Below are 26,849 nucleotides of genomic sequence, written 5' to 3'. Positions count from 1 at the left end.
GCGACCTCGGCGAGGCCGCCGAAGTTGGTTTCGAAGCCCCAGATGCGTTGGGAGGGGTCGAGCATGGTGTCGTTGTGGCCGTCGGGTGCTTCGAGTTCGACGCTGAGGCAGTGGGCGACGACGCGGTTGCCGGGTTTCCATTTGGTGACGCCGGGGCCGACGGCGAGGACGACGCCGGCGAGGTCGGAGCCGACGATGTGGCAGGGCAGGTCGTGTCGTTTGCCGAGGTCGGATTCGCGGCCGTAGCGTTCGAGGAACCCGAAGGTGGAGACGGGTTCGAAGATCGAGGTCCACACCGTGTTGTAGTTGATGGCGGAGGCCATGACGGCTACGAACGCTTCGCCGGGGCCGAGTTCGGGCAGGGCGACCTCGTCGAGGTGGAGGGACTTGCGGGGGTCTTTCTCCTTCGAGGGCACGCCTTCGAACATGTCGACTTCGTCCTTGTGGACGGTCACGGCCCGGTAGGACTCGGGCAGGGCCAGGTTCGCGAAGTCCTCTGACGTGGCGTCCTCGGCGGTGATCGCGTCGAGAATGTGCTGCACGATGGTTCTCCTCAAGAGGGATCGGTAGAAGAACGACCGACCCCGGCAGTGCGCCGAGGTCGGTCGAGTGGGGGAGGGTCCGGTGTGGTTCAGCCGCTCAGGGCCGAGATCAGTGCCGGGCCGGTCTTCTCGCGTACCTCGGCCTCGGTGACGTCCGGCGCGAGCTCGACCAGATGCAGCCCGTCGGGCTCGATGTCGATCACACAGAGGTCGGTGATGATCCGCTGCACCACGCCGCGCCCGGTGTAGGGGAGGGTGCACTCCTCGACGATCTTGTGGCTGCCGTCCCGGGCGACGTGCTCCATGAGTACGACGACGCGCTTGGCTCCGTGCACCAGGTCCATGGCGCCTCCCATCCCCTTGATCATCTTCCCGGGGATCATCCAGTTGGCGATGTCGCCCGCGGCGGAGACCTGCATGGCGCCCAGGATCGCCGCGTCGATCTTGCCGCCGCGGATCATGCCGAAGCTGAGGGCGGAGTCGAAGAAGCTCGCACCCGGTCGTACGGTGACGGTCTCCTTGCCGGCGTTGATCAGGTCCGGGTCGACGTCGGCCTCGACGGGGTAGGGCCCGACGCCGAGGATCCCGTTCTCGCTCTGCAGCACCAGCTCCACGTCGTCGGGCACGTGGTTGGGGACCAGGGTCGGCAGCCCGATGCCCAGGTTCACGTAGTCGCCGTCCTTGAGCTCACGCGCTGCCCGGGCGGCCATCGCATCGCGATCCCACGCCATCACTGACCTCCTGTCTCGCGCACGGTGCGCTTCTCGATCCGCTTGTCGGCGGCGTCCTCGGGGGAGAGCTCGACCACCCGGTGTACGAACGCCCCGGGGAGATGGACGTGATTGGGGTCGATCTGCCCTGGTTCGACCAGCTCCTCGACCTCCGCGATCGTGACCCGCCCGGCCATGGCCGCGAGCGGGTTGAAGTTGCGCGCCGAGTCGCGGAAGACCAGGTTGCCGTGTCGGTCTCCTCGCCAGGCGCGAACCAGGCCGAAGTCCGCGACGATCGCCTGTTCGAGGACGAACTGGCGGGGCCCGTCGGCGGTCTCGAAGACCTGGGTCTGCTTGGGCGGGCTGGCGATCTCGATCCCGCCGTCGGCGTCGTACTTCCACGGGAGTCCGCCCTCGGCCACCTGCGTGCCGACTCCGGTCGCGGTGAAGAAGGCGGGGATGCCGGAGCCGCCGGCACGGAGCCGTTCGGCCAGCGTGCCCTGCGGGGTCAGCTCCACCTCGAGCTCGCCGGAGAGGTACTGGCGGGCGAACTCCTTGTTCTCGCCGACGTACGACGCCACGACCCGTCGGAGCCGGCCAGCGCCGAGGAGGAGGCCGAGGCCCCAGCCGTCGACCCCGGCGTTGTTGGAGACGACTTCGAGATCTTTGGTGCCTGCCTCGAGCAGGGCGCGGATCAGGGCGGAGGGGATTCCGCACAATCCGAAGCCACCGACCGAGAGCGTGGCACCGTCGGGAATGTCTGCGACGGCGTGCGCCGCGGATGCAACGACCTTGTCCATGACGGCATCCCATCGATAACTCCGGCAGGCGGTCAAGTAGTGAACGCCAGAACGCGCTCAATTAGTCGGTGATTGGAAGTCTGCTTCAGGTAGTGTCCATTGAATGAACGCACCTGTCGACGTTGTGGGCCGGGTCCATGAGGTGTTGAAGGCGCTGGCCGCCCATGAGCCGGACGGGGTGCGCACCTCCGATCTGGCACGGGCGACCGGCATCGCTCGCCCCACCGCGCATCGCCTGCTCTCCACGCTCGCCCGCGTGGGCCTCGCCGATCGCGACGCGGCGACCGAACGGTGGCTGCTCGGCCCGGAGCTGCACTTCCTCGGGGCTGCGGCCGCCTCGCGGTACGACGTCACGCAGATCGCGCAGCCGTTCGTCCGGCGGCTCGCCGATGCCACCGACGAGAGTGCCTTCTTCTCGGCGCGGCGGGGGGACGAGACGATCTGCCTGATCCGCGAGGACGGCGCCTTCCCGCTGCGCAGCCACGTGCTGCACGAAGGGGCGCGCTTCCCGCTCGGCGTGGTCTCGGCAGGCATGGTGATCCTGGCCCATCTCTCCGACCGTGAGGTCGACGACTACCTGGTCGGGGCGGACCTGAGCACCGGCTATGGGCCACAGCACGGGAGAGACCGGGTGCGCGAGCACATCGCCGCGACCCGACGGCGTGGCTACTCGGTGAACCCGGGGCTGGTCGTACAGGGCAGCTGGGGGATGGCGGCTGCGGTCTTCGACCGGGAGGGCAACCCGAGCGGCGCCCTCTCGCTGACTGGTGTGGAGCACCGGTTCCACGCCGAGCGGCGCCCTGAGCTGGGGGCTCTGCTGATGCGCCAGGCGCACGAGCTCACCAAGGCGCTGGCGGCGCCCCGGCGTCGGGACGCCGCCGGTCGGTGACTGTGTCGGGACGTTCGTTGCGCAGAGCCTTGTGGGTGCCGTCGCACCAGGGTGCGAGGCGGGAGAGGGCGCAGGCGCAGAGCGCGACCGCGGGTCGCTCGACGCGGTGCGCGGTGCCGTCGGCCCCGACGACGACGCTGACACCGCGGACGATGGTCGGCTCCGGGGCGTCCGCACGCGCGCTCATGCTGCTCGCTCCCAGCGCGCGAGCAGCGCCGTCGCCGTGAGCTCATCGACTGCGAGGCAGGCCGCTGCGCCGAACACGACGTCACCAGCCAACTCGGGAGACGATTCGAGCAGGCCGCCGCAGATGTCGTGGATCGCGACCTGCTCGTGCACCGCGTCGGCCTCCACATGCTCCTCGTAGTAGGTCGCCACCGCCGCAGGGAACCCGAGCCGATGGGCGCCGAGGGCGATCAGTCGGCAGGGGATGGAGCTGGTCGCCTCGAAGGCGGCGAGGTGGCCGAGGGCGGCCCCACGCAGTCGGCGATGCAGCCCGAAGAGCGCCATGACGTTGACCGTGGTGAGGATCGTCGCCTCCGCTGTGTCGACGTACGCCGCCACCCCGGTCGGCAGGTCCAGGCTGGCGAGGGCGCGGGCGTAGAGGGTCGCGTGAAGCCGGTCGGGGCGTCCCGCGCCGTACTCGTCGTACTGCAGCTCGGCGAGGGCGGCCTTCGCCCGTCCGTGGACGCGAGGGAGGACGAAGCTCTGCGGATCCGACTCGCGCAGGTGATAGACGGCCCGCTGCGCAAGGTAGTCGCGGAACTGGTCGGCGGTGGCGTCTCTCCCCAGGAACCGGGCGAGCCGCGGGGGCCGGCCGGAGCCGGTGAGACGGCGTACCTCCTCGATCGGATCGTCGGGGGAGAGCGGCCCGACGAGGCGGCGGAGGGCTGCCTCGAAGGGCTCCTCCAGCACCGCTCGAGCGGCGAGCAGCGCCGGTGACCACTCCAGGGCCGGGTCGGTGCCGGGGAATCCGTCGAGGTGCAGTTCATAGAGGCACCAGAGACCGAGCTGGAAGTCCCGGTCGGTGAGTGGATCCAGGTGGGGGTGGAACGCGGCACGGACCCGACGCTCCGCCTGGGTCGCCGTGGCCGGCTCGCGCAACAGGGTGACGACCGCCTGGCTGACCGGTCCGCAGGGGCGGGGCAGGGACGGCACGGCGATCTGATGATCGGGTGCCGGCCGGGGACGGATGACGATGTCGGACACGTAGGCCTCCTCGTTGCTGGGGTACCCCGACGCCGGGCCGACATGCGGCGGTGGAGAGCTGCAGCATGGGTACCCGGTGCCCATGACGACGCAGAGCGGGCTCCCCGCCTACCCCGATGTGGACTTCGACGGCCTGACGATCAGCTGGGACGCACGCACGCTGCGTCCCCGTCCCTGGACGGCGGCGCAGAGCCGGTGGGCCGCTGAGCTGTCGCCCGGGCTGCCGCAGGGCCCGATCCTCGAGCTGTGCTGCGGCGCCGGCCACATCGGGCTGCTGGCGGCTCACCTGACCGGGCGGGAGCTGGTGCAGGTGGACCGCGACCCCGCGGCCGTGGCCTATGCCCGGGCGAACGCGGCAGCTGCCGGTGTGGCGACGGAGATCCGCTTCGCCCCGGTCGAGCAGGCGCTCACGCCCGGTGAGGCGTTCCCTTTGGTGATCGTCGATCCGCCGTGGCTGACGAGCGACCAGCTCGATGCCTACCCCGAGGATCCCCCGGGTGCCGTCGACGGTGGTCCGGACGGGCTCGACGCGGTCCGGCTCTGCCTGCGCGTGGCGCTGGCGCACGTGTTGCCCGCCGGCGCCGTGCTGCTGCAGATCGGCTACCCGGGGCAAGTGGACCGGGTGGTCGAGGAGTTCGGTCTCGACGACCCGGCCGGTGACGGTGACGTCGTCGTCACCGAGGTGCGCGACCTGCGGCCCGGTGGTGTGCTGGTGCACCTGACCAGGTCGCGGCGAGCCTCTTAGAGCTCCGCTTCGTCCTCCAACGCCTCGGCGAGCTCCTGCTTCGTCTTCCCCGCCACAGGTACGTCGACATTCGCGGCCTGTTGCTCGAGGTCGGCCTTGGTGGCGTCGCCCGGTTGCTCACCGAGGTGGGCTTCGCGGGAGTCGAGGAACGCATGCGCCAGCTCGTCCCGCCGGGCATCGTCCATCAACTTCCGGATGTCGGGCAGGACCGTCTCTTCCTCTTCCTCGATGTGGTGACGCACCGCGTCGACGAGCTCCTTGAGCACGGAGGTGAAGTCGTCGGAGTCGGGGTCGGTCTGTGCCAGCCGTTCGGCGATGCGGTCGGCGGCCAGGTGCTCCTTCTGGCTGTGTTCCACATCCTCCCGCGCTCCGGCATCGCGGGCGGCGGGATAGACCTCCGCCTCCTCTGCGCGACTGTGGGCGGTGAGCAGTGCCGTCATGACCGGGACCAAGGTGGGTCGGGTCTCGGGGTGCGAGAGCAGCGTGTCGAAGTGCCTCTCCAACTCGCGGTGGTCGTTGAGGATGAGGTCGACGACGTCCTGGGTCATGGTTCTTCGTCTCCTTGTCGGTTCGGGTGGTCGGTCAGGCGGAGCGTGCGGAGTCGGCGCCGTGCTGCACCGCCTCGAGCAGCCCGGCGATGAAGGCGGGCAGGTCGTCGGGCTTGCGGCTGGTGATGAGGTTGCCGTCGGTGACCAGCCGCTCGTCCACCCAGGTCGCGCCGGCGTTGCGGAGGTCGGTGGCCAGGCTCGGCCAGGAGGTCAGACGGCGCCCCTCGACGGCTTCCGCCTCGATGAGCATCCACGGCGCGTGGCAGATCGCCGCAACCGGCCGCCCGGTCTCCATGAAGGTGCGCACGAAGCCGACCGCCTCCTCGTCGAGGCGCAGGGCATCGGGATTGGCCACGCCGCCAGGCAGCACGAGGGCGTCGTAGTCGTCGGGGTCGGCGGCGCCGACCAGCAGGTCGACCGCGCGGCGCTCGGAGCGGTCCAGGTGGTCGAACGTCTGCACCTCGCCTTCCACGGTGCTCAGCAGGACCGGGCGCAGTCCGGCGTCCTCCACCGCGTCCCAGGGGTCGACCAGCTCGACGCGCTCGGTGCCCTCGGGAGCGACCAGGAAGGCGATCCGGTTGGTGGGGTTCGGCATGTCTCCTCCAGAGAGGTCGGTGACGTTCGGTCTCGCGAGACGAGCTCCGCCCCGCGTCCGTGCGGTACCCGTCGACCGGCGCTTGATCCGCGCGTGCTGCTCCGAAGTCCGGGTACCGGCGGGAGGCCCAGCACCCGAACACGTGACGAGAGGAGCCAACATGGAGCAGGCAGCCTTCCCAGCCCAGCAGCAGCGCCCGCCGGGGCGGACCGACGAGATGGTTCCGGTCCCCGACCATGGCGAGGCGAGCTATGTCGGCCACGATCGGTTGGCTGATCAGGTCGCCCTGGTCACCGGCGGCGACTCGGGCATCGGCCGTGCGGTGTGCCTCGCCTACGCCCGCGAAGGGGCGGACGTCGCGTTCACATACCTGCCGGAGGAACAGGATGACGCCGTGGCCACGGCCCAGCTGGTCGAGGGAGCCGGCCGGCGCGCGTTGGCGATCCCAGGGGACCTCCGCCGTCGAGCCTTCTGCGATGAGGCGACCGAGCGCACGGTGGATGCGCTGGGCGGGTTGGACATCCTCGTCAACAACGCCGGCTATCAGATGGCTCGCGACCACGCGCTCGAGGACTTCTCCGACGAGCGGATCGACCGCACGTTCGCGACCAACCTGTATGCCCTGCTCTGGCTGACCCGCGCGGCGCTCCCGCATCTGCGTCGCCGACCCGGCTGCATCATCAACAACTCATCGATCCAGGCGTACGAACCGTCCACCACGCTGTTGGACTACGCCGCGACCAAGGCAGCGATCGCCAACTTCACCGTCAACCTCGCCGCGCAGGTGGGGCCCGACGGCATCCGGGTCAACGCGGTCGCTCCCGGGCCGATCTGGACGCCGCTCCAGCCCGCCACCCAGGAGCCGGAGAAGGTGCAGCACTTCGGAGAGGACACGCCCCTCGGGCGTGCCGGCCAGCCTGCGGAGGTGGCGCCTGCGTTCGTCTTCCTCGCCTCGCCGGGTGAGGCGTCGTACGTCTCGGGGACGGTGTTGGGAGTGACCGGTGGGAAGCCGGTCTTCTGATCGGCGCCCCCTCCTGGGCAGCCTCCTGCTCGTGCTGGCGCTGGTGGTCGGATGCGCCGTCTCCGAGCCGGAGCCTGCGGACTGGAGCGAGAGCAGCGCACGCGCCCTGGAGTCCGCGGCCTCCGCCGTGGCGACGGCGCGACTCGCTCTCTCCGGGGAGAAGGACGGCGACCTCTGGCGCTCGTACGCCGTGGTGTTGCTGGCCGACGCCGAGGAGGCGGCGGGGTCCGCCGCCGATCAGGTGGCCGTCGTGCAGACGCCGCGTGGGCGTGAGAAGCGGGCAGAGCAGGTGCGCGACCTGCTGGGCCGGGCCGAGGACGCCGTACGCGCCGCTCGCCAGGAGCTGGTGGCCGGGAAGCCGATCACCGCCGAGCGTCTGGCGCGGCTCGAGCGACTGCGGCAACGACTGCTGCGGGAGGCCGGGCGGTGAAGCGCTACCTCGCCGTCTTCCTCGGCATCCTGACCGCGATCGGCGGGTTCGTCGACATCGGCGACCTCGTGACCAACGCCCAGGTAGGAGCCCGTTTCGGCATGTCGCTGGCCTGGGTCGCGCCGGTCGGCGTGCTCGGCATCTGTGTCTTCGCGGAGATGGCCGGCCGAGTGGCCGCGGTCAGCCACCGAGCAGTCTTCGACCTGGTGCGCGAGCGACTCGGCCCGCGGATGGGCTTCCTCAACCTGGTCGGTTCCCTCGCCGTCACGTTCCTGACCTTCGTGGCCGAGATCGGTGGCGTCGCCCTCGCGCTGCAGCTGGTGACGTCGGTGCACCACCTTGCCTGGGTGCCGTGCGTGGCGCTGCTGGTCTGGTTCGTGCTGTGGCGGGCGAAGTTCTCCGCGATGGAGGACGTGCTGGGACTCCTGGGGCTGGCGCTGATCGGCTTCGCGGTCGCGCTGTGGCAGCTCGGGCCGGACTGGGGCGACCTCGCTCAGCAAGCGCTGACGGTGGACAAGCCGGGCCCGGAGAGCTGGACCACCTACGCCTACTTCGCCGTCGCCCTGTTCGGCGCCGCGATGACGCCGTACGAGGTGTTCTTCTTCTCCAGCGGAGGTGTGGAGGAGCGGTGGACGGCCAAGGACATCGGCGTGATGCGGGTCAACGTCTTCCTCGGGTTCCCGCTCGGCGGCCTGCTCTCGTTGGCGATTGCGGGATGCGCGGCCGTGGTCTTCCTGCCGTTGGGCGTCTCCGTGGAGACCTTGGGCCAGGTGGGGCTGCCGGTGGGGCTGGCCCTCGGCAAGATCGGGCTGGCCGTGGTGGTCCTCGGCTTCGTCGCCGCGACGTTCGGCGCTGCCTGCGAGACGGGGTTGTCGGTCGGCTACTCGATCGCGCAGTACTTCGGGTTCCAGTGGGGCAAGTACGTGCGCACCCGGGAGGCGACCGCGTTCCATGCGGTGCTGGTGGTGGCGGCGCTCCTGGCAGCGGGCGTTCTGATGACCTCCGTCGACCCGGTCCTGGTGACCGAGTTCTCTGTGGTCTTCTCGGCGATCGCGCTGCCACTCACCTACTTCCCGATCCTCGTCGTGGCGAACGATCCCGACTATCTGGGCGAGCACGTCAACGGCCGCGTCGCGAACGTCCTGGGAGTGGTCTACCTCGTTCTGGTCGTCGTGGTCTCGGTTGCGGCGATCCCGCTGATGGTGCTGACAAGGATGGGAACGGCATGAGCACGATGGACGCCAGCCTGCACCTGCTCGACCGCCAGGTGATCGACGTCGACGGACGCCTCGTCGGCAAGGTCGACGACCTCGAGCTGACCGAGGAGGACGGTGCGCTCGTGGTCACCGGACTGCTTCTGGGCCTGGGCGCACTGCTGCCCCGGTTCGGGCGGCGTCTCGGGCCCTGGCTCAACAGCCGCTACGCCCAGATCAGTGTCAGTCATGCCGCACGCCGCGTGCCGGCGGTGATAGACCTCGACGTCGTCGACCGGGTCGAGAGCGGGGTGCATCTCCGTGTCGCTCGCGAGGGGCTGCTCCGACCCCGCGTGCAAGGCATCGGCGGCCCGGTGCGACACCGGCTGGGTGCGCTGCTCGACCTGCCGGTGCGCGCGGCTTCGGGCCAGATCGAGCCGGGGCGCCGACCGCGGGTGCTCGACGTGCGCCTGGACCACCGCCCGGGAGAGTCGGAGCGCTGTGAGGTAGCCGCCCTCCTGGTGGGAGCAGGGCGGCCGGGGGCGCTCCTCGGCTACGACCGTGGTCGGGTCGGTGCACCGGCGCCGGTCGCGGGCCTGGTTGCCTGGCTGCATCGACACTCGCGCCTCGTTGACTGGGGGCCGGGGGTCGAGGTCGACTGGGAGCGCGGAGAGGTCACGGTGACCGCGGCTGCCGAGACGCGCCCGTTGCGGCCCACGTCGTGAGCGCCCGTCGATCAGACCGGTACGGCGAGGGAGAGCAGGTAGCCGTCGTCGACGGATCCGGTGATCTTGGCAAGCTGGAGCGAGTGCCCGTCGGCGAAGACCATGTCGGTCTCCAGGCTGACCCGGGCGAAGGTCGCCTGCGAGGAGTCGTAGCCCTCCGCGTTGTCGTAGACCTCTTGGCAGGTGTCGGCCGGAAAGGCGATCTGCGACGTGCGGAGCTTGCCCTGCGCGGTCGTGGCGTCGTCCAGCGACGGGTAGACCTCGAAGTGCAGGTGCGGCCACCGTCCGTCGTAGCAGGCCGGGAAGATGCTGGTGAACTCGCAGCTGCCGTCGTCAGCCACCTCCTGCACGCCCCGCAGGTAGTTCTCCTCCGTCAGTCCCTCGGAGTAGAGGGAGTAGCGCCCCTCCCGGTCGCACTGCCACAGGTAGACGGCGGCTCCGGCGTACGGGGTCATCTCGTCCCCGTCGTGGTCGTAGACCTTCAACCTGATCGTCAGCGGCACGCCGGCCGCGACGCCGGACGCCGCACCGAAGCTGCTCCGGATGTCGCTGCGCACGATGCCGGACTCAGTGAGCACGTTGACGCCGTTGCTGCCGTCGGCGGGGTAGGGGCCGTTCGTCTCCTCGGGGATGTCGCCCTCGTCGACGCCGCTCTGCGAGACGCCGCCGGCGCCGCCCGGCATTCCCGACGGAGGTGCGCCGGGGCGACCGGAGGAGTCGCTGATCGTGGTGGACTCCTCGCCCCCGCAGGCAGCGAGCGTTGCCAGCGCCACCCCGCCACCGATCATTCCCAACAGGCCTCGGCGAGCCAGCGGACGACGCACCATGCCGCGCTCCTGAAGCTGGGGTAGGTCGTGGGCGAAGCCCTCCCGATGTTCGTCGTGATCGTGAGACATGCCGTGTCCTTCCGCGCTCGTGGTCTTGGCGTGTCCCAAGTCGAGCACCTGCAACCGGCAGCGCCCTGTGGCGATCCTGTGCGCTCCCTGTGAGATGGCGCTGTCTGTGGGGGCGCGCTGCTGTCAGGCTGGGAAGCATGACCTTCGGACACGACCATGAGATCGAGATCGACGCTCCCGCTGCGACGGTCTGGCAGGTGCTCACCGACTTCGACGCCTACCGGGAGTGGAACCCGTTCGCCACCTCGGTGCGTTGCGACTTCCGACCCGGAGGGGCCATCGACATGGAGGTGGCGATGGGGCGCCGCAAGCTCCGACAGCGGGAGTTCATCAACACGATCGACGAGGGCATCGGCTTCAGCTACTCGATGAAGCCCGCTCCGGGCGGCCTGCTGCGCAGCGTTCGCGAGCAGCAGGTGGTCGACCTCGGCGACGGACGCTCGCGTTACACCTCGCGCTTCGAGATCGCCGGGCCGCTCTCGCCCGTGGTCGGTGCCCTGCTCGGCAGGTCGCTCAGGGCCGGCTTCGACGGCAACGTCGCAGCGCTGAAGGCTCGCGCCGAGAGCCTCTGAAGGGCTGACGCTCAGTCGAGCAGCGCCACGGCGGCTTCGGCGATGGCCCGGTGGAAGCGAGGCCCCGGGTGGAAGCCGTCGGCGGCGAAGGCAGTCGGATCTCCGGGGAGGTCGAGCAGCAGGTGTCGCACCCGTGGCCGGGAGGCGACCACTTCTGCAGCCACCGCGCGCAGCCTCGTCGCCCGTGCCCCGAAGACGTCGGCCAACGGTCGGGGGAGTGCCGGGAACCGCTCCATCGGCGGTACGCCGAGCAGCACCACCTGCGCCTGGCTCGCTTCGCGGAGCACGTGGTCGAGCAGTGCGGTCAGTTCGCGCCGCCACCGGCCGAGCGTGTGCAGATCCTTCGTGTCGTTCACCCCGACCGAGATCAGCACGGCGTCGGTCTCACGGAGATCCACTCCGGCAAGCAGGGCGCGGATCTCTTCGGCCGTCGTCCCGTTGCGGGCGTCGACGCGCCACCGCACCTCGTGCCGTCGTTCCTCGGCGAGCAGCTGCGCCAGGTGGCCTGCCACGGTGTCGTCGTGGCTGGTGACGCCCACTCCGGCAGCCAGGCTGTCGCCGACCACCGCCAAGCGGAAGGGAGCTCCGGGGGTGCCTCGGACGCCCTCGACTCCCTGGGCCTCCGGAAGTCGCGGCGTACGTCTGCGGACGCCGAGCCCCTGGCCGACGACGACCGGGAGACAGGCCCAGATCGGCAGCCGCTGGGCGAGGAGGGGGAGCTGCACGCTCACGCGCGGGCGGCCTCGGCGGCGATCTGGTCGAACTGCGCACCCATCGCGGCAGCCAGCTCCTGGGCGGCAGAGAGTGGGCGCACCATGACGGTGAAGTCATCGATCAGGCCGCCGTCGTCCAGGTGCAGGAAGTCGCACCCCTGGATCTCGCGGCCGTTCACCCGGGCACGGAAGACCAGGGCAAGGTCACGCCCGTCCGCGCTCACGATCTCCCGCTCGTAGCGGAAGTCGTCGAAGACCCGCAGCACGCCGCGGAGGATGGCCGCGGTGATCGGCTTCCCGTCGTACGGCTGGAAGGCGACCGGACTGGTGAAGCGCACGTCGTCGGCGAGGGTGGCGGCCATGGCGTCCGAGTCCCGGGCCTCAACGGCAGCGCGAAATGCATGCATGCACACGAACCTACGCGATGGTTCGGCAGGCGTCGCCCCGTCGATCCGGCACTCCGCCGTCCGGTCGACCCGGCACTCTAGGGAAGTGCCGGCAGCTCGGCTTGGTAGAGCCACGCCTCGAAGAGGGTGGCGAGATCCTGCCCGGTGACCTGCTCGGCGTGGGCGACGAAGTCCGCAGTGGTCACGTTGCCGCCGCGGTGGGCGCTCACCCAGCTACGCAGTACGTCGAAGAACGCCGCGTCGCCGACCTGCAGGCGCAGTGCGTGCAGAGTGAGCGCGCCGCGCTTGTAGACCCGATCGTCGAACATCAGCTCCGGCCCCGGGTCGCCCAGGATCAGCTCGGGTCCGCGGTCGGTGCGGACCCGCTCGTAGTGGTGGGCGGCGCGCGCGGCAGCCGACTTCACGCCCGCCTCCTCCGACCACAGCCACTCGGCGTAGCAGGCGAACCCTTCGTGCAACCAGATGTCGCGCCAGTGCGCCAGCGTCACCGCGTTGCCGAACCACTGGTGGGCGAGCTCGTGGGCCACGAGCCTGATGCAGTCCCAGTCGTCGTCCATGTGGTTGCGGCCGAAGGTGGAGAGCGACTGCGACTCGAGCGGGATCTCCAGGTCGTCGTCGGTGATGACGGCCGTGTAGGAGTCGAAGGGGTAGTCACCGAACCGGTCGACGAAGAAGGCGACCATCGCGGGCTGGTCGCCGAAGGCGGCCCGGAAGCCGGAGCGGGGTCGGTCCATAGGGGCCACGACGCGCACGGGGACGGGGGAGGAGGCCTGCTCGACCACCTCGTAGCGACCGATCTGGACGGTCGCCAGGTAGGACGGCATGGGATGCCGCATCTCGTAGCGCCAGGTCGTCGCGGAGCCGCTGCGGCGGCTGCTGGTCAGCTCTCCGGAGACGGCCACGTGGTAGTCGTTCGGCGCCGAGATCTCGACCGCGTAGGTGGCCTTGTCGTCCGGACGGTCGTTGCACGGGAACCAGGAGGGAGCGCCGTGCGGCTGCGAGGCGACGATCGCCCCGTCCTCCAGCTCCTCCCAGCCAGCGGTGCCCAGGACCTGCGACGGCACCGGGCGGGGGCTGCCGGCGTACCGGATCCGGAGAGCGAAGGTCGCCCCCGTCTCGAGGGTCGTGGGCAGCGAGACGGTCAACCGACCGTTGCGGTGGTTGAAACGGACCGAACGGCCGTCCACCGTCACCTTGCTCGGTCGCAGTGCATGCAGGTCGACCTCAAGCGCGGCGAGCCGCTGGTCGGCGCGGCAGTGCAGGGTCGCGTCGCCGTCGATGCGGTTCCCGACCAGCTTGTAGCCGAGCTCGAGGTCATAGTGCGTGACCGACCAGGACGCGTCCCCGTGCCCGGGAACGTAGGGGTCCGTGCCGTCGCGCTTCACTCGTCCTCTTCCTGCCAGGGGCCGATCGGATTGCCGATCCATCGCGTCCGCGAGGGTACGCCCTCCCCTCGCATCACGAGGGAGACGGGACCGACGGTGGCGTGGCGGCCGATGCTCGCGGCGGGCAGGATCACGCTGTTCGGGCCGAGAGTGGCCCCGGGGAGCAGCCGGACCGTATCCATGCTGAGCACCCGGTCGTGGAAGAGGTGGGTCTGGACGACGCAGCCGCGGTTGACGCATGATCCGTCGCCCAGCTCGACCAGATCGGTCTCGGGCAGCCAGTAGGTGTCGCACCAGACGCCGGAGCCGATGCGCGCCCCCATGGCGCGTAGCCAGAGGTTGAGGGCCGGCGTACCGGCAGCGGGCTGGGCGAACCACGGTGCGGCCAGCATCTCGGTGAAGACGTCGGCGAGCTCGTTGCGCCAGACGAACGAGGTCCACAGCTCCTTCTCCCCGGCACGATGCCTGCCTACGAGCACCCACTTCGCGAGGACGGTCGTGCCAGCCGCCAGCAGCCCGGCCCCGACGAGCACCGGCCCCGCCAGGAGTGCGGCGCCGAGGAGCGACCAGTCGAGCAGTGCGAGCAAGGCGATACCCACCGCGACGGGGAGCAAGAGGGCCGCGAGCAGTGGCACGACTCGGCAGAGCTCCACCACGGCGCGGGCGAGCCGAAGGCGGGCCGGGGGGTCATAGGTGCGACTGCTGTCCTGGCTCCCGCTGGCGCGCTGCAGGGCGCGAGGCGGGGACCCCAGCCATGACTGGCCGGCCTTGGCGGCCTGCCGCCGGGGAGCAGCAGAGAGCACGGCGACCAGCGACTGCTTGGGCACCCGGCGTCCGGGAGCGAGCATGCCGGAGTTGCCCACGAAGGCGCGCTTGCCGACCTTGACCCGCTCCACCCGGATCCAGCCCTCGCCGAGCTCGTAGGAGCCGATGAGCGTGTCGTCGGCGAGGAACGCGTCATCGTTGACCTGCACCAGCTTGGGGATGAGCAGCACGGTCGACGCCTCGACGCCCCTACCGACCTTCGCTCCCAGCAGGCGCAGCCATGTCGGGGTGAAGGCGCTGGAGTAGATCGGGAAGAGCCAGTCCCGGGCCTCGTCGAGGAGGCGGACGGTGCCCCAGATCGCCAAACCCGCAGCGGAGCGCACCGGGTGGTGGCCGGGCTGGATCGCGGTTGCCAGGAGCCGGGTCAGGCCGAGCACCAGGCCGGCGAGGGTGAGAAAGCCCAGCAGTACGGCGACCGGAAGCCAGGGAGCGGCCACACGGACGGCGCCGCTGAGGGAGTGGGTGTCGCCGACGGACGGCCAGAGCACTGCCAGCCCGGCCAGTCCCGCGGCGGCAGGCAAGGAGGCGATGAGAACAGCGAGCGCGGCGTAGCCGACGAGCCAGCCGCGCGGCGCTGGAGCCGGCAGGTCGCTCCACGGTCCGCGAGCGGTGCCGGTGTGCTCGGCCGGGGAGCCCGACCACAGTTCGCCGGCCGGCACGCTGCCCACGACATGGGAGCCGGGGGTGATCTCGGCGTCCTTGCCGATCACCGCGCCGGGACCGAGCGTGGAGCGCGCTCCGACGGTGGCTCTCGCTCCGATCCGGATGGCGCCCACGTGGAGCACGTCGCCGTCGAGCCAGTGGCCCTGCAGGTCGACCTCGTTCTCGACTGCCGCTCCCTTCCCCACGGTGAGGAGGCCCGTCACCGGCGGCAGCGTGTGCAGGTCGGCGCCCTTGCCGACCGTGGCGCCGAGGAGCCGGGCGTAGAGGGGGAACCAGACCGCCCCGGAGAGTCCGGTGGCGAGTAGCGCGTCCTGGATCCGCTCGGCCAGCCAGATCCGCAGGTGCACTTTGCCCCCACGCGGATGAGTGCCCGGCGTGACGCCGCGCAGCACGAGCCGGGCCAGCGCTGCCGCCAGCACCATCCGGCCCGGTGGGGTGATCAGGAACCAGGTGGTGAGCACCAGCAGCCAGGCCGGATAGGTCGGCAACCAGGTGGGGCCGATCGTCGCGAGAATGGTCGAGCCGAGCATCAGCCAGGCGAGCCACCGCATCCCCGCCAGCGCCTGGAGTGGCAGCAGCGCGAGCACCTGGCCGACCTGGGTCTTGAGCGGGATCGGACGCACCTTGCGGTCGGTGCGGACGGTGGCGGCGCTGCCGGCCTCGTCGAGCCAGGCAGCCAGGCCGGCGACGGTCGGGTGGGCGTAGAGGTCGCCGACGGCGGTCTCGGGATACCGCTCCCGGAGTCGTCCGACGACCTGGGCAGCGGTCAGCGAGCCGCCGCCGAAGTCGAAGAAGTCGTCCGTGCCGCTGGCCACCTCAGCACCTAGGACCTCGGCCCAGATCTCCGCGATCCAGGCCGCGGTGCCACCCAGCCCGCCCGTCTCCACGGCTTCAGCGCGGCTCGGCAACGGCCATGGCAGCGCCTCCCGGTCGACCTTCCCGGAGGTGCGTGTCGGCAGCTCGTCGACGACCGCCAGCCGGGGCACCAGGGCCGCGGGCATCCGCTCCCGCAGCAGCTCGCGGGCTCGCGTCTCGTCGTACGCCGTGTCGACGGTGAGGTAACCGACCAGGAGCTTGTTGCCGGCAGCGGTGGTGCGCACGGCGGCGGCAGCCGCGATCACACCGGGGAGCCGCAACAGGCTGTCGTCGACCTCCCCCAGCTCGATCCGGCGCCCGCCCAGCTTGATCTGGTCGTCGGCACGGCCGGCGAAGACCAGCCCGGCCGGGTCGTTGCGCACCACGTCGCCGGAGCGATAGGCGCGTTCCCAGCCGAGCGTCGGCATCGGCGCGTACTTCTCGGCGTCCTTCACCGGGTCGAGGTAGCGGGCCAGGCCGACGCCGCCGATGATCAGCTCCCCGCTCTCGCCCTCGGCGACCGGGTTGCCCTCAGCGTCGACGACGGCCAGATCCCAGCCGTCCAGGGGGAGCCCGATCCTCACCGGGTCAGTGCCGTCGAGCAGTGCGCCGCAGGCGACGACGGTGGCTTCGGTAGGACCGTAGGTGTTCCAGACCTCGCGACCCTCGCGCTGGAGCCGTGCGGCCAGCTCAGGTGGGCAGGCCTCGCCGCCCATGATGAGCAGTCGGACCCGAACGAGCGATGCTGCGGGCCACAGAGCGACGAGGGTCGGCACCGTCGAGACGACGGTGATCTCGTTGGCGAGCAGCCACGGCCCGACGTCGACGCCGGAGCGCACCAGGGAGCGGGGCGCCGGCACCAGGCAGGCGCCGTACGCCCAGGCCAGCCACATCTCCTCGCAGCTGGCGTCGAAGGCGACCGACAGGCCCGCCATGACCCGGTCGCCGGGCCCGATCGGGTCGTGCTGGAGGAACATGCGGGACTCGGCGTCGACGAAGGCGGAGGCGCTGCGGTGGGTGACCGCCACGCCCTTCGGCTTGCCGGTCGAGCCGGAGGTGAAGATCACCCAGGCGTCGTCCTCGGGAAGGACGTCGCGGGGGAGTGCCCGCGGGATCGTGCCGGCTGTCGTGCTGAGTGCCAGGTCGTTGCCCAGCACTGCGACGGCTCCCGACTCGGTGAAGACCACGCGGGCCCGCTCCTCCGGGTCATCGGCGTCGACGGGCACGTAGGAGGCTCCGGCCAGCAGGATGCCGAGGATCGCGACGTACAGGTCGGTGGAGCCTGACTTGATGCGTACCCCGACCTTGTCGCCGGGGCCGATGCCGATCGCTGCGAGTCGCTCGGCGACCTCGCCTGCGGCCTCGTGCAGCTCAGCGTAGGTGAGGGTGTGCAGGCCGCTGTCGACGGCGGGTGCATCGGGATGGGTCGCGACGGTGGCGGTGAAGATGTCGACCAGCGTCCGCGGGGCGGCTGCTCGGTCGCCGGCGAGCAGCTCCGGCAGGGGAGCTCGTCCGGGCGTCGGGGGCGCGGTCACGGGCGCATCATCAGTGCCCAAGATGAACGGAAGGCAACGAGTTCCACGGCCCGGACCACGTCCTGAGACGCAGGTCACCCGACGGTCTGTGAGACAGGTGCGGCCCGCGGAGCGAACACATGGTTACGATCCCGCGATGGGTTCCGGGCGGGGCCTGGGCTGATGCGACTCCACCGGGACGCGTCGGCACACGCTCCGCGCCAGGCCTCCACCGAGGAAACGGAGTAGTAGTGATCATCGGAGTCATCAGGGAGCAGAGCCCTGGCGAGACACGAGTTGCCGCAACCCCCGCAACCGTGACACAGCTGGCCAAACTCGGGTACCAGGTAGTCGTCGAGACGGGCGCCGGCGAGCTGTCCAGCTTCGCCGACCAGGCGTACGTCGACGCGGGCGCCACGATCGGCGACGCGCTCGCGGCCGACATCGTGCTGAGCGTCAACAACCCGGTCACGGCGCAGCTGGACCAGTTGCGTGAGGGCGCAACGCTCATCGGCCTTCTCAACGCGCGGACCGACGAGGCCGCGGTCGCGGACCTGACGGCCCGGCCGATCACGGCCCTGTCGATGGACGCGGTGCCGCGGATCAGCCGTGCGCAGTCGATGGACGTGCTGAGCTCGATGGCCAACATCGCCGGCTACCGCGCCGTCGTCGAGGCCGCCCACGTCTTCGGTCGCTTCTTCACCGGCCAGGTGACCGCCGCCGGCAAGGTTCCGCCGGCCAAGGTGCTCGTCGTGGGCGCCGGCGTCGCAGGCCTGGCCGCGATCGGTGCCGCCGGATCGATGGGTGCCATCGTGCGCGCCACCGACCCGCGCCCCGAGGTGGCCGACCAGGTGAAGTCGCTCGGCGGTGAGTACCTCTCGATCGTCACCGAGGACGTCGAGGTCTCCGCCACCGGCTACGCCAAGGAGATGGGTGACGACTACAAGGCGCTCGAGGCTCGGCTCTACACCGAGCAGGCCGCCGACGTCGACATCATCATCACCACCGCGCTGATCCCGGGCCGCCCGGCTCCGCGGATCATCACCGCCGAGATGGTCGCCTCGATGAAGGCCGGCTCGGTCATCGTCGACATGGCTGCCGGTTCGGGCGGCAACGTCGAGGGTTCCGTCTCGGGCCAGGTCGTGGAGACCGCCAACGGCGTCACGATCATCGGCTACACCGACCTCGCCGGCCGGCTTCCGGCGCAGGCCTCGCAGCTCTACGGCACCAACCTGGTGAACCTGCTCAAGCTGATGACCCCGGAGAAGGACGGCCAGCTCGTCCTCGACTTCGAGGACGTCATCCAGCGCTCCATCACCGTGGTCCGCCTCGGCGAGTCGACCTGGCCGGCTCCGCCGGTTCAGGTCTCGGCCGCTCCCGCTGCGGCTCCCGTCGCTGAGGCGCCCGCCAAGGAGGAGAAGAAGCCGCTCAGCACCAACGCCAAGCTCGGAGGCGTGCTTGCCGCTGGTGCCGCGCTGCTGCTCCTGGTCGCAGTCTCCCCAGCGGTGCTGCAGATGCAGCTGGTCATCTTCGCTCTGGCGATCATCATCGGCTACTACGTCATCACCGGCGTGCACCACGCGCTGCACACCCCGCTGATGTCGGTGACCAACGCGATCTCCGGCATCATCGTGGTCGGTGCGCTGTTGCAGATCGGGCACGACGGCAACCTGGTCACTTTCGTCGCGGCCGCAGGCATCCTGCTGGCCTCCATCAACATCTTCGGCGGCTTCGCGGTGACGCAGCGCATGCTGTCGATGTTCACCCGATCCTGAGGCAGGCTGACCCATGGACATCGCATCTGTATCCTTCGCGGCCTACCTCGTAGCGGCGCTGCTCTTCATCCTCGCGCTGGCGGGCCTCGCCAAGCACGAGTCCGCCCGTCTGGGCAACATGTTCGGCATCGCCGGCATGACGGTCGCCCTGGCGGCCACGATCGCGCTCGCACTCGACAACGACCCGTCGGGTCTCGGCATCGGCCTCATGGTGGGCGCCATCGTCATCGGTGCTCTGATCGGCCTGCAGCGCGCCAAGGTCGTCGAGATGACCGGCATGCCGGAGCTCATCGCCCTGCTGCACTCCTTCGTGGGTGCCGCCGCGGTGCTGGTCGGCTGGAACGCCTACCTGCACGCCGAGCACAAGGGTGACGACAGCGAGCAGGTCCTGATCCTCAAGGCTCAGGACATGCTCGGCATCCACTCGGCCGAGGTCTTCATCGGCGTCTTCGTCGGTGCGGTCACGCTGACCGGCTCGATCGTGGCCTACCTGAAGCTCTCGGCCAAGATGAAGTCTGCGCCGTTGATGCTGCCGGGCAAGAACCTCATCAACCTCGGCTCGCTCGCTCTCTTCGTCGTGCTCACCGTGTGGTTCGTCATCGACCCGCAGCTGTGGCTGATCATCGTGGTCACCCTCCTGGCGCTTGCGCTGGGTTGGCACCTCGTCGCCTCCATCGGTGGCGGTGACATGCCCGTTGTCGTGTCGATGCTCAACTCCTACTCGGGCTGGGCCGCAGCGGCGTCGGGCTTCCTGCTCGGCAACAACCTGCTGATCATCACCGGTGCGCTGGTCGGTTCCTCGGGTGCCTTCCTCTCCTACGTGATGTGCAAGGCGATGAACCGCTCCTTCATCTCCGTGATCGCGGGTGGCTTCGGCATCGAGGCCGGCCCGGCCGAGGACAAGGACTACGGCGAGCACCGCGAGATCAACGCCGAGGGGGTTGCGGAGATGCTCTCCGGCGCCAGCTCGGTGATCATCACCCCGGGCTACGGCATGGCTGTCGCCCAGGCGCAGTACGGCGTCGCCCAGCTCACCAGCAAGCTGCGGGAGAAGGGGGTCGAGGTCCGCTTCGGCATCCACCCCGTCGCAGGTCGCCTCCCGGGGCACATGAACGTGCTCCTGGCCGAGGCCAAGGTGCCCTACGACGTCGTGCTCGAGATGGACGAGATCAACGACGACTTCGCCGACACCGATGTGGTGCTGGTCATCGGTGCCAACGACACCGTGAACCCGGCCGCCTCGGAGGACCCGTCCTCGCCGATCGCCGGCATGCCGGTGCTCACGGTGTGGGAGGCCAAGAACGTCGTGGTCTTCAAGCGCTCCATGGCCTCGGGCTACGCCGGTGTGCAGAACCCGCTGTTCTTCCGGGAGAACTCGGCGATGCTCTTCGGCGACGCCAAGGACCGAGTGGAAGACATCCTCCGCGCGCTCTGAGGACAAACGCTCGCTCGTCGAGCTGATCGAGACCAGGCCCGTCCGGCAACGCGCTGGGCGGGCCTGGCTCGCATGGTGCCCTCGGCGATCGCGCTGGGTACCCGCTTCGATGGAGCGTGAGGGCTGTGGATTCCTGAGAGTTCAGCCTGTTGACTCCATCGAACCTCGCGTTGATTCGAGGGCCGGGCCTCCGATCACCTGGGGCGGATGCCCGCCTGGCCAGCGCCAGTCTCGCCTCTCCAGCGCCAGTCTCGCCTCTCCAGCGTCGTCGTGTTGGTTGGATGAAACGCTATTCCTGTGGCGACGACTACCGGGGTGCGGTGGGCTCCCGTGATCCGTGTCCAGGGCTGCGGCGGCACTCTCGGCGAGCGGGTCGGTACCGAAACTTGTCACGTAGGTGACAACTTCTGCGGTTATCTGCCGGACGAGTCGTCGCGGGCGAGACACCGCCCGATAGCGGCGACTACGGTGCAGATCCGCGCATCTCCTGCTCGGGACCTCACTGCTCCAGGCCCCTGCGGCTGCGGTGTCGGGTCGGGCTTCCCTGTCTCGGGGCGGGAAGGCCGGCATCCGCACGAAGACGACCGTCGTCCGCCCGCACGAGAAATCTCTGCCACGTTCGCGACGCGCGACACGGAGACTGCGGCAGACAGTCAGGCCGGAGGAACGTCACGGATGCCGCGGCTATGGTGTCGGTATGCATGAGTTGGCGATTGCAGCGTCGTTCGTGTGGTTGGGCATGGTGGTCGCGATCTCCTTCATCGAGGCGCCGATCAAGTTCCAGGCGCCCGGCATCACCATCCCGCTGGGCCTGGGGATCGGGCGGCTCGTCTTCAAGGCGTTGAACGCATGTGAGGTCGTGCTCGCTGTCTGCCTGGTGCTGGGCTCCTTCGCTGCCGCGGCGTCAGAGGCCGCGCGCATCTCGGTGGTGATCGCCGTGGTGATGCTCATGGTGCAGGTGCTCGGTGTGCGGCCCGCCCTCACGCGGCGTACGGACGCGGTGCTGGCCAACCCCGACGCGGTGAACGGCCCCGGCTCGAATGCCCATCTGTGGTACGTCGGGTTCGAGGTGGTGAAGGTGCTGGCGCTGCTGGTCGGGGGCATCTTCCTACTCCTGCCGGTCACGGTGTTGTGAGCCTTGCTGGCTGCGGCCGGTGACGTAGCCTTCGATTCGTGACGGGTGAAGGAGAAGAGCGCGGCGCACGGGAGGCCGAGGGTCTCGACAAGCTCGACCACCGCGACGACAAGCTCGACCACCGCGACGACAAGCTCGACCACCGCGACGACGGGCTCGACCACCGCGACGACGGGCTCGACCACCGCGGCGATGAGCTCGACCACCGCGACGACGGGCTTGAGCACCGGGAGGGCGTGCAGGCGCGGCGGCTGGCCCAGCAGTTCACCCAGCAGCTCGCTCAGCAATGGGCGAGCATGAGGGCCGAGCGGAAGTCCGAGCCGACGCCGATCCTGGGAGGCGCGTCCAACCTCCGTCGCGCGGAGGTTCCCTGGGGGCTCGACCTGGCGGCGGCGTGGTCGTGGCGCTTCTTGGTCATCTCCGCTGCGCTGCTGGCGATGCTGTGGCTCTCGGCGTACTTCGTCGTCGTGACCATGCCGCTGGTGATCGCATTGCTCGTGGCAGCGCTCTCCGCTCCCGTGGTCCGATGGCTGCACCGGATCGGCATCCCACGCGGACTCGCGGCCCTCTTGGTCGTGATCAGTGGCGTCGCGGCAGTCGGCGCCCTGCTCACCTTCGTCGGTCAGCAGATCGCCGACGACTCCTCCAAGCTCGCCAGCCAGGTCGCCACCGGCCTCCAAGAGATCCGGGACTGGCTCCAAGACGGTCCGCTGCATGCCAGCGACTCCCAGATCAACGACTGGCTGGAGACGGCGCAGAAGGCGGTCACCGAGCGCTCCAAGGAGACCGACGTCGTCGGCCAGGTGACCGAGGTCGGCACCGCTCTCGGGCACGTGCTCGCCGGGTTCTTCATCGTTCTCTTCGCCACCTACTTCTTCCTCGCCGAAGGCGACCGGATCTGGGCGTGGGTCGTGCGGATGTTCCCCCGCGGCGCGCGCGAGCGGGTCGACTCCTCCGGCAAGGTCGCCTGGGTCTCGCTCACCCAGTTCGTCCGCGCCACGGTGCTCGTCGCCTTGGTCGACGCGGCAGGAATCGCCCTGGTCGCGGTGATCCTCAAGGTGCCGCTCGCGCTACCGATCGGTGTGCTCGTCTTCCTCGGCGCCTTCGTGCCGATGATCGGTGCCACGATCGCCGGCTCGGTGGCGGTGCTCGTCGCGCTGGTCGCCCAAGGCCCCTGGACCGCGCTGCTGATGCTGATCGGCGTGATCGTCGTGCAGCAGGTGGAAGGGCATGTGCTGCAGCCGTTCCTGATGGGCCGCTGGGTCTCCGTCCATCCGTTGGCGGTGATCCTCGCCATCGCCTGTGGCGTCGTCGTCGCCGGTGTGGCAGGTGCCCTGGTCGCCGTGCCGCTGGCCGCCGTGATCAATGCCGTCGTGCAGCACCTGGCCTCTTTCGCGGAGGTGGTCGAAGAGGTGGACGATGCGGTCCAAGATGCGCTCGAAGGACCAGGGCCGGAAGGAGCGGCCACATGAGTTCGCGTGGCGGGATCGTCGATCTGGCGGCGGTCCGGGCTGCGGCCGACCTGCTCGACGGAGTCGCCATCCGCACGCCGATGGAGGAGTCGCGCTGGCTCTCCTCGGTGGTCGGCGGCTCGGTGCAGCTCAAGTGTGAGAATCTGCAGCGGACCGGCTCATTCAAGATCCGCGGGGCCTACACGCGCATCGCCCGACTGACCGACGAGGAGCGCGCGCGGGGGGTCGTCGCGGCCTCCGCAGGCAACCACGCGCAGGGGGTCGCGCTCGCAGCCCAACTGCTCGGGTGCCGCTCGACGGTCTTCATGCCGGAGGGAGCTCCGATCCCCAAGGAGAAGGCGACCCGCGGCTACGGTGCGGAGGTCGTCTTCCACGGCCGCTACGTCGACGAGGCGCTGGTCGCCGCTCGGGAGTACGCCGACCGCACCGGGGCGATCCTCATCCACCCGTTCGACCACGCCGACGTCGTCGCCGGCCAGGGCACGGCGGGCCTGGAGATCGTCGACCAGGCGCCCGACGTACGAACCGTGCTGGTACCCACGGGGGGAGGCGGTCTGTTGGCGGGCATCGCTGTGGCAGTGAAGACGCTCCGGCCCGACGTCGAAGTCGTCGGCGTGCAGGCGGCCACTGCGGCTGCCTATCCTGCTTCACTCGCGCGCGGCCGCCCGGAACCGTTGGAGCAGATGACCACGATCGCTGACGGCATCGCTGTGGGGCGTCCGGGCGACGTGCCCTTCGGCACCGTCCAGCAGTACGTCGACCGGGTCGTGACCGTCTCCGAGGAGTACACGTCTCGGGCCCTGCTCTCGCTGCTGGAGCGCGCGAAACTGGTGGTCGAGCCGGCCGGGGCCGTGGCGGTGGCCGCCCTCATGGAGCAGCCCGGCACCTTCAAGACACCCGCGGTCGCGGTTCTCTCCGGTGGCAACATCGACCCCCTGCTCCTGGGCAAGGTGATCCGCCACGGCATGGCGGCAGCCGGGCGCTACCTGGCCCTCACCGTTTGCATTCCCGACGCCCCGGGTGGCCTGGCGCGGCTCCTCGGCGCTCTCGCGGACGAGCAGGCCAACGTGCTCGACGTGGTGCACGAACGCACGTCGCCGTCCCTCACGCTCGACGAGGTCGAGGTGCACCTGCAGGTGGAGACGCGGAGCGACGCGCACGCCCGCGCCGTACTGGCAGCATTGCGGCAACGGGGCTACCGCGTCGTGGAATAGCCCGACGGACGTCCTGCGTCCGGGTTGCTGAGGCGACCGCATGGCAGGACGTTGACGAGGACGTCCTGCGAGGTGGTCGCCTGGGGGACCTGAGGGCAGGACGTTGTCGACAACGAAACGGAGCCCGACCCCTGGGGCCGGGCTCCGTCTTGTTGCGCGATCAGCCTGTGAACGGCTTTGCGTCGAGGATCACGACCTCGAGCGTCTTTCCGTTGGGTGCCTCGTAGCTCACGGTCTCGCCCTTGGAGCGGCCGTGGATGGCGGAGCCCAGGGGGGACTCGGGGGAATAGACCTTGAGGCCCTCCGGTGCGATCTCGCGGGCGCCGAGGAGGAACGACTCCGCCTCGTCGTCATCGTCGCCGACGAACTTGTAGGTCACGACCATGCCCGGCTCGACGACGCCGTCGTCGGGCGGCGTCTCGCCGACCTCGGCGCGGCGCAGCATGTCTTCGAGCTGCCGGATCCGCCCCTCGATCTTGCCCTGCTCCTCGCGGGCGGCGTGGTAGCCACCGTTCTCCTTGAGGTCGCCCTCGTCGCGAGCGGCGGCGATCTTCTCGATGACTTCGGCACGCCCGGGCCCACGCAGCTCCTCAAGCTCCGCCTGGAGCTTGTCGAAAGCATCCTGGGTGAGCCAGATGGTCTTCTGCTCAGTCATGTGCGTACTCCTGCGTTACTGGTGCGGAGCATCGGTGCTCCGCCGGTCGGTCAGCCTCGTGCTTTCCCGGCAATGCGTATAGCCGACATCGGGTGGGCATCGTGCCGCCCTTCGTCGACAGCACGGCACGGCCCTGCGTGAGGCGTAGAAGTTCCAAGGCTAGCAAAAGAAGGGCGCCGATCCCGCCTTCAGGTGTGTTCCGCGGCACAGGCGGTGCGTCGCCCCGCTGGCCGGACAACCGCTACTGAGCTCGGCGCTGGTCCTTCGAGGTGCAACCGATCCACTCCACCGAGTCAGCCCGCCGCTCGGTCGTGATGGTCTGCTCGTTGGTGCCGTCGACAGGCTTGAACTGCAGTTCTCCGACCACGCTGTGATCAGAGGCGAGGGCGCGTGCGCGGCAATTGGGGGAGTCGACCCCGTCCTCGAGCTTCACCCGGACCACGATGGTCGTCTTGTGGTCGTCGACGACCTTCCAGCTGTTCATGGTCGAGGAGACCTGCGGATTGGAGTGCAGCCAGGCAGCCCACACCAGCCAACCGAGGAACGCGACCACGACGATCACGACGACGGTGATCAGCAGGGGGCGACGCCCGCCCTTGGTGCCGTAACGGTCGGCCAGGTCCACGCTCACGCCGGTGATCCTCTCACGCGCGCCCCGGGTGCCCGCTTGCCGGTCGCCGTCGGCGAGAAGCCCGATGCGCGCCACGGGGAGGTGCTGATCGAGGTCCCCGGTGTGCAGCAGGCGAGATTGATCAGCGGTTCCCTAGAATCTCCTCATGTCCTCCACTCCGCGGGCCGGTCTCCGGCTGATGCATGTGCACGCCCACCCCGACGACGAGTCGAGCAAGGGTGCTGCCACCACCGCGAAGTACGTCGCCGAGGGGGTCGACGTGCACGTCGCCACCTGCACCGGCGGAGAGCGTGGCTCCGTGCTCAACCCGAAGATGGACCGCCCCGAGGTCTGGGAGAACATCACCGAGATCCGCCGCAGCGAGATGGAGGCGGCTCGCGACATCCTCGGCATCAAGCAGGACTGGCTCGGCTTCATCGACTCCGGTTGGCCGGAGGGCGACCCCAAGCCACCGCTCCCGGAGGGATGCTTCGCGCTGATCCCCGTCGAGGAGGCGGCACTTCCGCTGGTGCGCCTGATCCGTGACTTCCGGCCGCACGTCGTGACGACGTACGACGAGAACGGCGGCTATCCGCATCCCGACCACATCATGTGCCACAAGATCTCCGTCTTCGCCTTCGAGAAGGCCGGTGACCCCGGCTTCCACCCGGAGCTGGGGGAGCCGTGGCAGCCGCTCAAGCTCTACTACCAGCATGGCTTCAACCGACCGCGCACCGTCGCCATCCACGACGCGATGCTGGCCGCTGGTCTCGAGTCACCCTGGGGTGAGCGGTTGGAGAAGTGGCAGCCGGACCCTGTGCACGACGCCCGCGTGACCACGCGCGTGGAGTGCGGTGAGTGGTTCGAAGTGCGTGACAAGGCCCTGTTGGCGCACGCCACCCAGATCGATCCCGACGGACACTGGTTCGCCGTGCCGCTCGACCTGCAGCGCAAGGTGTGGCCGACCGAGGACTTCGAGCTGGTGATCAGCCACGTCGACTCGCCCACGCCCGAGGACGACCTCTTCGCAGGCATCCCGCTGCCGGTCGACGCCTCCGAGGTTGAGAGGATGGAGCCATGAGTCCTCTCGTCCTGGCCCTGGAGATCGTCGCCAAGAAGCCCCCCGAGGCGAAGGACGTCGTCGCCGGGTGGACCGCCTTCTGGCTCTTCATCGGGCTGATCGTGGCCGTCGCGTTGCTCTGCTGGTCGTTGGTGCGCCAGCTCAAGAAGGTCAACCAGGCCAAGGAGGCCGGGGTGTACGACGACCCGGCCGCCCGCAAGGAGTCCGAGAACTCCGCGGAGTAGCTCTCGCCTTC

Annotated in this window: 28 protein-coding genes; 14 read left to right on the top strand and 14 right to left on the bottom strand. The window is 69.8% G+C overall.

The genetic code is table 11. The annotated features are described in order from the left end of the window. The 3 genes from DNK54_RS16910 to DNK54_RS16900 form a co-directional block, all read right to left on the bottom strand. The coding region (locus DNK54_RS16910) for an alcohol dehydrogenase catalytic domain-containing protein (protein ID WP_162602518.1) at positions 1 to 542 on the bottom strand (542 nt) is incomplete at its 3' end. An 89-nt stretch (positions 543 to 631) separates the two neighbouring features. Beyond that, positions 632 to 1,273, bottom strand: coding sequence for a 3-oxoacid CoA-transferase subunit B (locus DNK54_RS16905; RefSeq protein WP_110208160.1), 642 nt, complete (start codon positions 1,271 to 1,273; stop codon positions 632 to 634). Next, positions 1,273 to 2,052, bottom strand: a complete 780-nt coding sequence (locus DNK54_RS16900) for a CoA transferase subunit A (RefSeq protein ID WP_110208159.1) — start codon at positions 2,050 to 2,052, stop codon at positions 1,273 to 1,275. The genes DNK54_RS16905 and DNK54_RS16900 overlap by 1 nt, the downstream gene beginning before the upstream one ends. 103 nt (positions 2,053 to 2,155) lie before the next feature. On the opposite strand from DNK54_RS16900, the gene DNK54_RS16895 reads away from it, so the two are divergent. Beyond that, entirely contained in the window at positions 2,156 to 2,941 is a 786-nt protein-coding gene (locus tag DNK54_RS16895; protein ID WP_110208158.1) for an IclR family transcriptional regulator, read from the top strand. Here the strand turns inward: DNK54_RS16895 and DNK54_RS16890 are convergent. Both DNK54_RS16890 and DNK54_RS16885 read right to left on the bottom strand, forming a co-directional pair. Next, a complete protein-coding gene (locus DNK54_RS16890) occupies positions 2,892 to 3,128 on the bottom strand; it encodes a CDGSH iron-sulfur domain-containing protein (protein WP_110208157.1) in 237 nt (78 codons plus the stop codon). The two genes, DNK54_RS16895 and DNK54_RS16890, sit on opposite strands and share 50 nt — an antisense overlap. Continuing rightward, positions 3,125 to 4,150 (bottom strand): iron-containing redox enzyme family protein, encoded by a 1,026-nt coding sequence (locus DNK54_RS16885; protein WP_162602517.1) that lies wholly within the window; start codon positions 4,148 to 4,150, stop codon positions 3,125 to 3,127. Before DNK54_RS16885 ends, DNK54_RS16890 begins: the two co-directional genes overlap by 4 nt. 82 nt (positions 4,151 to 4,232) lie before the next feature. Here DNK54_RS16885 and DNK54_RS16880 point away from each other — a divergent pair, with 82 nt between their 5' ends. Further along, positions 4,233 to 4,895 (top strand): methyltransferase, encoded by a 663-nt coding sequence (locus tag DNK54_RS16880; RefSeq protein ID WP_110208155.1) that lies wholly within the window; start codon positions 4,233 to 4,235, stop codon positions 4,893 to 4,895. Here the strand turns inward: DNK54_RS16880 and DNK54_RS16875 are convergent. Both DNK54_RS16875 and DNK54_RS16870 read right to left on the bottom strand, forming a co-directional pair. Next, complete coding sequence (locus DNK54_RS16875; RefSeq protein ID WP_110208154.1) at positions 4,892 to 5,443, bottom strand: hemerythrin domain-containing protein; 552 nt, start codon at positions 5,441 to 5,443, stop codon at positions 4,892 to 4,894. The genes DNK54_RS16880 and DNK54_RS16875 overlap by 4 nt on opposite strands. A 34-nt stretch (positions 5,444 to 5,477) precedes the next feature. After that, positions 5,478 to 6,038, bottom strand: coding sequence for a type 1 glutamine amidotransferase domain-containing protein (locus tag DNK54_RS16870; protein ID WP_110208153.1), 561 nt, complete (start codon positions 6,036 to 6,038; stop codon positions 5,478 to 5,480). A 160-nt stretch (positions 6,039 to 6,198) separates the two neighbouring features. On the opposite strand from DNK54_RS16870, the gene DNK54_RS16865 reads away from it, so the two are divergent. Genes DNK54_RS16865 through DNK54_RS16850 form a run of 4 tightly spaced genes read left to right on the top strand, consistent with a single transcriptional unit; the run spans position 6,199 to position 9,407 of the window. Next, positions 6,199 to 7,059, top strand: a complete 861-nt coding sequence (locus tag DNK54_RS16865) for an SDR family oxidoreductase (RefSeq protein ID WP_110208152.1) — start codon at positions 6,199 to 6,201, stop codon at positions 7,057 to 7,059. Continuing rightward, positions 7,040 to 7,489 (top strand): hypothetical protein, encoded by a 450-nt coding sequence (locus DNK54_RS16860; protein WP_162602516.1) that lies wholly within the window; start codon positions 7,040 to 7,042, stop codon positions 7,487 to 7,489. The genes DNK54_RS16865 and DNK54_RS16860 overlap by 20 nt, the downstream gene beginning before the upstream one ends. Then, positions 7,486 to 8,718 (top strand): NRAMP family divalent metal transporter, encoded by a 1,233-nt coding sequence (locus DNK54_RS16855; protein ID WP_110208150.1) that lies wholly within the window; start codon positions 7,486 to 7,488, stop codon positions 8,716 to 8,718. The genes DNK54_RS16860 and DNK54_RS16855 overlap by 4 nt, the downstream gene beginning before the upstream one ends. Further along, entirely contained in the window at positions 8,715 to 9,407 is a 693-nt protein-coding gene (locus DNK54_RS16850; RefSeq protein WP_110208149.1) for a PRC-barrel domain-containing protein, read from the top strand. Before DNK54_RS16855 ends, DNK54_RS16850 begins: the two co-directional genes overlap by 4 nt. An 11-nt stretch (positions 9,408 to 9,418) precedes the next feature. On the opposite strand, the gene DNK54_RS16845 is transcribed toward DNK54_RS16850, so the two are convergent. Further along, complete coding sequence (locus DNK54_RS16845) at positions 9,419 to 10,303, bottom strand: dioxygenase family protein (protein WP_110208148.1); 885 nt, start codon at positions 10,301 to 10,303, stop codon at positions 9,419 to 9,421. Positions 10,304 to 10,440: 137 nt separating this feature from the next. On the opposite strand from DNK54_RS16845, the gene DNK54_RS16840 reads away from it, so the two are divergent. Further along, positions 10,441 to 10,875: an SRPBCC domain-containing protein gene (locus DNK54_RS16840; protein WP_110208147.1), complete on the top strand. Its 435-nt coding sequence runs from the start codon at positions 10,441 to 10,443 to the stop codon at positions 10,873 to 10,875. An 11-nt stretch (positions 10,876 to 10,886) separates the two neighbouring features. Here DNK54_RS16840 and DNK54_RS16835 read toward each other — a convergent pair whose 3' ends face one another. The 4 genes from DNK54_RS16835 to DNK54_RS16820 all read right to left on the bottom strand — a co-directional run bounded on the left by DNK54_RS16835 (position 10,887) and on the right by DNK54_RS16820 (position 17,258). Beyond that, positions 10,887 to 11,606 carry an SGNH/GDSL hydrolase family protein gene (locus DNK54_RS16835; protein ID WP_110208146.1) on the bottom strand — a complete coding sequence of 240 codons (720 nt, stop codon included), beginning with the start codon at positions 11,604 to 11,606 and terminating at the stop codon, positions 10,887 to 10,889. Continuing rightward, a complete protein-coding gene (locus DNK54_RS16830; protein ID WP_110208145.1) occupies positions 11,603 to 11,995 on the bottom strand; it encodes a nuclear transport factor 2 family protein in 393 nt (130 codons plus the stop codon). The genes DNK54_RS16835 and DNK54_RS16830 overlap by 4 nt, the downstream gene beginning before the upstream one ends. Positions 11,996 to 12,072: 77 nt before the next feature. Further along, on the bottom strand, positions 12,073 to 13,380 hold the full coding sequence (locus DNK54_RS16825) for a M1 family metallopeptidase (RefSeq protein WP_239460148.1): 1,308 nt from the start codon (positions 13,378 to 13,380) through the stop codon (positions 12,073 to 12,075). Beyond that, a complete protein-coding gene (locus DNK54_RS16820) occupies positions 13,377 to 17,258 on the bottom strand; it encodes a Pls/PosA family non-ribosomal peptide synthetase (RefSeq protein WP_239460147.1) in 3,882 nt (1,293 codons plus the stop codon). Before DNK54_RS16820 ends, DNK54_RS16825 begins: the two co-directional genes overlap by 4 nt. Positions 17,259 to 17,488: 230 nt before the next feature. On the opposite strand from DNK54_RS16820, the gene DNK54_RS16815 reads away from it, so the two are divergent. From DNK54_RS16815 to ilvA, 5 genes are all read left to right on the top strand, one after another. Continuing rightward, on the top strand, positions 17,489 to 19,012 hold the full coding sequence (locus DNK54_RS16815; RefSeq protein ID WP_162602515.1) for a Re/Si-specific NAD(P)(+) transhydrogenase subunit alpha: 1,524 nt from the start codon (positions 17,489 to 17,491) through the stop codon (positions 19,010 to 19,012). A 13-nt stretch (positions 19,013 to 19,025) separates the two neighbouring features. After that, positions 19,026 to 20,447: a Re/Si-specific NAD(P)(+) transhydrogenase subunit beta gene (gene pntB / locus DNK54_RS16810; protein ID WP_110208142.1), complete on the top strand. Its 1,422-nt coding sequence runs from the start codon at positions 19,026 to 19,028 to the stop codon at positions 20,445 to 20,447. 697 nt (positions 20,448 to 21,144) lie between these two features. Further along, a complete protein-coding gene (locus tag DNK54_RS16805) occupies positions 21,145 to 21,582 on the top strand; it encodes a hypothetical protein (protein ID WP_110208141.1) in 438 nt (145 codons plus the stop codon). Between the two features lie 38 nt (positions 21,583 to 21,620). Beyond that, the gene (locus tag DNK54_RS16800; protein ID WP_239460146.1) at positions 21,621 to 23,054 is read left to right on the top strand and encodes an AI-2E family transporter; all 1,434 of its coding nucleotides are present in this window, start codon (positions 21,621 to 21,623) and stop codon (positions 23,052 to 23,054) included. After that, positions 23,051 to 24,268: a threonine ammonia-lyase gene (gene ilvA, locus DNK54_RS16795; RefSeq protein ID WP_110208140.1), complete on the top strand. Its 1,218-nt coding sequence runs from the start codon at positions 23,051 to 23,053 to the stop codon at positions 24,266 to 24,268. The genes DNK54_RS16800 and ilvA overlap by 4 nt, the downstream gene beginning before the upstream one ends. 160 nt (positions 24,269 to 24,428) lie before the next feature. Here the strand turns inward: ilvA and greA are convergent, their stop codons facing one another. Continuing rightward, complete coding sequence (greA, locus tag DNK54_RS16790; RefSeq protein ID WP_110208139.1) at positions 24,429 to 24,923, bottom strand: transcription elongation factor GreA; 495 nt, start codon at positions 24,921 to 24,923, stop codon at positions 24,429 to 24,431. A gap of 241 nt (positions 24,924 to 25,164) precedes the next feature. Then, a complete protein-coding gene (locus DNK54_RS16785) occupies positions 25,165 to 25,554 on the bottom strand; it encodes a DUF4307 domain-containing protein (protein WP_162602514.1) in 390 nt (129 codons plus the stop codon). Between the two features lie 145 nt (positions 25,555 to 25,699). Here DNK54_RS16785 and mca point away from each other — a divergent pair, with 145 nt between their 5' ends. Further along, a complete protein-coding gene (gene mca, locus DNK54_RS16780) occupies positions 25,700 to 26,614 on the top strand; it encodes a mycothiol conjugate amidase Mca (RefSeq protein WP_110208137.1) in 915 nt (304 codons plus the stop codon). Then, positions 26,611 to 26,838, top strand: a complete 228-nt coding sequence (locus tag DNK54_RS16775; RefSeq protein WP_110208136.1) for a hypothetical protein — start codon at positions 26,611 to 26,613, stop codon at positions 26,836 to 26,838. Before mca ends, DNK54_RS16775 begins: the two co-directional genes overlap by 4 nt. The last annotated feature ends 11 nt before the right edge of the window (positions 26,839 to 26,849 follow it).

Source organism: Nocardioides daejeonensis (assembly GCF_003194585.1).
Taxonomy (GTDB): domain Bacteria; phylum Actinomycetota; class Actinomycetes; order Propionibacteriales; family Nocardioidaceae; genus Nocardioides; species Nocardioides daejeonensis.
Note: the sequence above shows the minus strand (reverse complement) of the source record. Positions and strands in the feature narration are given on the sequence as shown.

Excerpts from the sequence above, each read along its gene's own strand:
- DNK54_RS16870 (WP_110208153.1), bottom strand. The coding sequence starts at position 6,038 with ATGCCGAACCCCACCAACCGGATCGCCTTCCTGGTCGCTCCCGAGGGC.
- DNK54_RS16805 (WP_110208141.1), top strand. The coding sequence starts at position 21,145 with ATGCATGAGTTGGCGATTGCAGCGTCGTTCGTGTGGTTGGGCATGGTG.
- DNK54_RS16875 (WP_110208154.1), bottom strand. The coding sequence starts at position 5,443 with ATGACCCAGGACGTCGTCGACCTCATCCTCAACGACCACCGCGAGTTG.
- DNK54_RS16850 (WP_110208149.1), top strand. The coding sequence starts at position 8,715 with ATGAGCACGATGGACGCCAGCCTGCACCTGCTCGACCGCCAGGTGATC.
- greA (WP_110208139.1), bottom strand. The coding sequence starts at position 24,923 with ATGACTGAGCAGAAGACCATCTGGCTCACCCAGGATGCTTTCGACAAG.
- pntB (WP_110208142.1), top strand. The coding sequence starts at position 19,026 with ATGGACATCGCATCTGTATCCTTCGCGGCCTACCTCGTAGCGGCGCTG.
- DNK54_RS16895 (WP_110208158.1), top strand. The coding sequence starts at position 2,156 with ATGAACGCACCTGTCGACGTTGTGGGCCGGGTCCATGAGGTGTTGAAG.
- DNK54_RS16880 (WP_110208155.1), top strand. The coding sequence starts at position 4,233 with ATGACGACGCAGAGCGGGCTCCCCGCCTACCCCGATGTGGACTTCGAC.
- DNK54_RS16830 (WP_110208145.1), bottom strand. The coding sequence starts at position 11,995 with ATGCATGCATTTCGCGCTGCCGTTGAGGCCCGGGACTCGGACGCCATG.
- DNK54_RS16775 (WP_110208136.1), top strand. The coding sequence starts at position 26,611 with ATGAGTCCTCTCGTCCTGGCCCTGGAGATCGTCGCCAAGAAGCCCCCC.
- DNK54_RS16890 (WP_110208157.1), bottom strand. The coding sequence starts at position 3,128 with ATGAGCGCGCGTGCGGACGCCCCGGAGCCGACCATCGTCCGCGGTGTC.
- DNK54_RS16865 (WP_110208152.1), top strand. The coding sequence starts at position 6,199 with ATGGAGCAGGCAGCCTTCCCAGCCCAGCAGCAGCGCCCGCCGGGGCGG.
- DNK54_RS16845 (WP_110208148.1), bottom strand. The coding sequence starts at position 10,303 with ATGTCTCACGATCACGACGAACATCGGGAGGGCTTCGCCCACGACCTA.
- DNK54_RS16905 (WP_110208160.1), bottom strand. The coding sequence starts at position 1,273 with ATGGCGTGGGATCGCGATGCGATGGCCGCCCGGGCAGCGCGTGAGCTC.
- DNK54_RS16900 (WP_110208159.1), bottom strand. The coding sequence starts at position 2,052 with ATGGACAAGGTCGTTGCATCCGCGGCGCACGCCGTCGCAGACATTCCC.
- ilvA (WP_110208140.1), top strand. The coding sequence starts at position 23,051 with ATGAGTTCGCGTGGCGGGATCGTCGATCTGGCGGCGGTCCGGGCTGCG.
- mca (WP_110208137.1), top strand. The coding sequence starts at position 25,700 with ATGTCCTCCACTCCGCGGGCCGGTCTCCGGCTGATGCATGTGCACGCC.
- DNK54_RS16840 (WP_110208147.1), top strand. The coding sequence starts at position 10,441 with ATGACCTTCGGACACGACCATGAGATCGAGATCGACGCTCCCGCTGCG.